The organism is Aeromonas schubertii (genome assembly GCF_000820105.1).
Taxonomy (GTDB): domain Bacteria; phylum Pseudomonadota; class Gammaproteobacteria; order Enterobacterales; family Aeromonadaceae; genus Aeromonas; species Aeromonas schubertii.
Map to the genome: position 1 here is coordinate 1 of NZ_CDDB01000061.1, position 3,230 is coordinate 3,230.

Sequence of the window (3,230 nt, forward strand, 5' to 3'; positions counted from 1 at the left end):
GTGGATGGCGCTGACGATGAACAGCTCCTCGCCGTCGATCTCGAGGTTGATCTGCACGTCCGGGTTTTTCAGGCGCACGCCGTTGCTCTCGCAATGCTGGTTCAGGCCACCACCTACGTAGCGCTCGATCTCGAGGGAGGAGAACTCGTGCTTGCCGTGGCGCTTGGCGCGCACGCAAAAGGTCTTGCCCTTGAGCTGATCACCCCACACGGCCTTGACCTGTTCGAAGATGTCGTGCAGATCGGTGAACTTGCTGGCCTGCACCTCGAGGAAGGCCTGAATGCCGGGGATGCAGGCGAGCGCCTCTATGGCCTGGTCGCGGAACTGGTCGTTGCGCGAGCTCACCACCAGCTTGTCCCAATCCATGCGTACGCGGGCATCGTCGTCGAAACGGCGCAGCACGTTGCGGATGTTGCCTTGCAGGATCTTGATAAACCGCTGGCGCACCGACTTGCTTTTGATGGTGATTTCCGGGAACAGCTTGATGATGAACTTCATGGTTTGACTCGGGTGAGCTGGAAACAAGGGGGCGGATTATAGCAAAGGGAGCGGCCATTCACCTAGCGGGAATGGGTGAATCCTGAGCCGCCCGGCGAGGGGCAATAAATACGATTGCGCTCACCCTGTGGCCGTTCGTCCGGCCTCTTCGTTGATGGCTGCAAGGCGAGCCGCTATAGTGCCCCCCTCGCGCGCATATTCCGGTAACCGTCATGAAGACCTTTATCTACTACCCGGGCATGGAAGTTCGGGACGAGCTCTGGTTGAAATTCGCCCTGCTCTGGCTGGAGCGACTCGCCTTCGTCTTTACCGTGAGTGAGAAGAGTGACCTGCGAGGGGTGCTGGCCCGGGTCGAGGCCCACTCCGATCTGCTCGCCCCCTCTCCCGAGGCCGCCTTCTTCGAGCGGATCACCCCGGCCGTCATGGCTCAGCTCGAGGCGCTGCTGGCCCCCGATTTCGTCCGCCACAAGGTGTTTGGCAACCGTGAGCTCATCACCCGTTGGCGCGAGCGCCGCAATCACGACTGCTTCTGCCCCCACCAGGCCGGCCTCGGCGCCTTGCACGGTTTCTGCGTGCAGGCCGGTTTTGCCAGCGAAACCGACGGTGGCATCCTGATGGCCCGCCGCCTGGCCAACCTGCTCTCCATGCGCCTGGCACGGGAGTGGGCACTGGCCAATGAGGGCATTCTCATCACCGAGCACGACTATCTGGACCGATTGCTGCACCTGATGGAGTCGCGCTACCACAACCGGGGCGGGCAGGACTGCTTCTTGCTTGAAATCGCCCTGCCGGTGCCGCGGGATCTCGCCACCCAGCCCCTGGACGAGCTGCTCGCCCTGCGCACCCGCCACGGGTTTCGCAGCGCGCTGGGTGAGTTCCACCGGGCATTGGGATCCCTGCTCCTCATGCTCGACTCTGGCTATGCCGACATGGCCACGCTCAGACACTTTCTCTGCGCCCACCAGACCCTGAGTAGTGTGATGGGGCCGGATGCGCTCAGCGTCCCCCTGTGTCTGTCGGTCAGTACCCGCCTTCCCGCCATGCCGATGATCCACGCCATCAAGGGCTACTCGGGAGCGGGGGAGGCGTCCCTTGACGCCCTCACCTTCCAACCCATCAAGAAGAGTCACTTCCACCACCAGAAGAGTCGCCACGGCTTCACCCTGCTCGGGAATCTGCGCCAGCACAGAGCCTGATCCGGCGAGGTGGTGATATCCTCAAAGGAGCACCATCCGACTCAGGAGAGCCCATGTCGCCCCGGCGTCTCTTTGCCAGCGTAACCCTGGTCATCATGCTGGGCTCGCTGGAGAAAAGCATCATCACCACCCCCCTGCCCATCATAGGGCGGGAGATGATGGCCGGTCAGGGCCTCACCTGGATCGTCAGCAGCTACCTGCTGGCGGCCACCGCGGCCCTCCCCCTCTACGGTAAGCTCAGCGATCAGTTTGGCCGGGTTCGCCTGCTCAACCTGGCCCTGGTACTGTTTATGACCGGCTCACTGGTCTGCGCCCTGGCTCAAAATCTGCCCCAGCTGCTGGCGGCGCGGGTGCTGCAAGGGCTAGGCGGCGGCCTCATCGCCCTCGCCTTCACCCTCATCGCCGACACCATACCCCCACGAGAGCAGGGTCGTTATCAGGCCTATATCTCGGCAGTCTATGCGGTATCGAGCATCGCCGGCCCCCTGCTGGGGGGCTATTGTGCCGAGCATCTGAGCTGGCGCGCCATCTTCTGGATCAACCTTCCCCTCGGCGCGTTGGCCCTCTGGCTGGTCAACCGGCACCTGGGTCATCTCAACGTGCGCCGCCCCAGTTGCTTCGACTGGAAGGGGGGGGCCCTGCTCATCACGGCCACCACCCTCACCCTGCTGCTGCTCAGCCCCGAGCGCCATCTTCCCGCTCTCTGGCTGACCCTTGCCCTGTCAGGCACACTCGCCCTGCTGGTGCGCGTCGAACGGTGTGCTCAGGACCCCATAGTGCCTGCCAGGCTGACGCAGCGGCGCGACTATCTGGTCAGCCTGCTACTCATCCTGATCGCCCAGTTGCTGATCTTTTCCCTGNNGCAACTGCAATGGGTCGAGGGGCTCGGCGCCGATGCCAGCGGCCGGGTGTTGGCCATCTTCCTCATCTGCATCACGGCCGGCGCCTTTGCGGGCGGGCGCCTCATCAGCCACCACCCTCACTACAAGGGATATGTGATCGGCGGCTTCACCCTCGCCACCGTGGGGCTATGGCTGCTTCACAGCGGAGGCAGGACAGGCCTGGGGCTCAGTGTCGCCGGAGTGGGACTGGGGCTCACGCTCCCCGTCCTCTCCGTGGCGGCGTATCACTGCCTTGCAGCCACCGAGCGGGGGATTGGCCTCTCCCTGCTCGGTTTTGGCCGAGAGCTCGGCGGTGCCCTGGGGGTGGCCATCGGCTCGGCGCTTCTCCATCTGAGGCTGCCAGCCGGCCCCCTCTCCCACTTCACCCCGGCGGAACTGACCACGGGATTCTCCACCACCTATGCGGGCATGGCCCTGATCGCCCTGGGGGCGCTGGCCATGACCCTGCTCACCCTGACAGAGCACGAGCCGTCCCCCCGGGTCTAGCCGTTTTAGCCAGGATGCTCGAGTAAAAACTCCAGTCGATCGCTGTTGCCCGCCTCGTCCACCACCAGCAGCTGGTAGCGGCCGGGGCGAGTGAGGACCTCGCTCTGTCTGAGAGGCGCGCCGTTGAGATACCAGAAGGGGCGCCCCA

4 protein-coding genes are annotated in these 3,230 nt (G+C 64.2%); 2 read left to right on the forward strand and 2 right to left on the reverse strand.

The features are described from left to right. The coding region (locus tag BN1133_RS12190; protein ID WP_231686269.1) for a THUMP domain-containing protein at positions 1-498 on the reverse strand (498 nt) is incomplete at its 3' end. A 212-nt stretch (positions 499-710) separates the two neighbouring features. Here BN1133_RS12190 and BN1133_RS12195 point away from each other — a divergent pair. Then, the gene (locus BN1133_RS12195; protein WP_050666799.1) at positions 711-1,694 is read left to right on the forward strand and encodes a hypothetical protein; all 984 of its coding nucleotides are present in this window, start codon (positions 711-713) and stop codon (positions 1,692-1,694) included. Positions 1,695-1,789: 95 nt separating this feature from the next. Further along, on the forward strand, positions 1,790-3,082 hold the full coding sequence (locus BN1133_RS12200; RefSeq protein WP_462477398.1) for an MFS transporter: 1,293 nt from the start codon (positions 1,790-1,792) through the stop codon (positions 3,080-3,082). 5 nt (positions 3,083-3,087) lie between these two features. Here BN1133_RS12200 and BN1133_RS19765 read toward each other — a convergent pair. Beyond that, on the reverse strand, positions 3,088-3,230 hold a 143-nt coding region (locus tag BN1133_RS19765), incomplete at its 5' end, for a hypothetical protein (protein ID WP_157432345.1).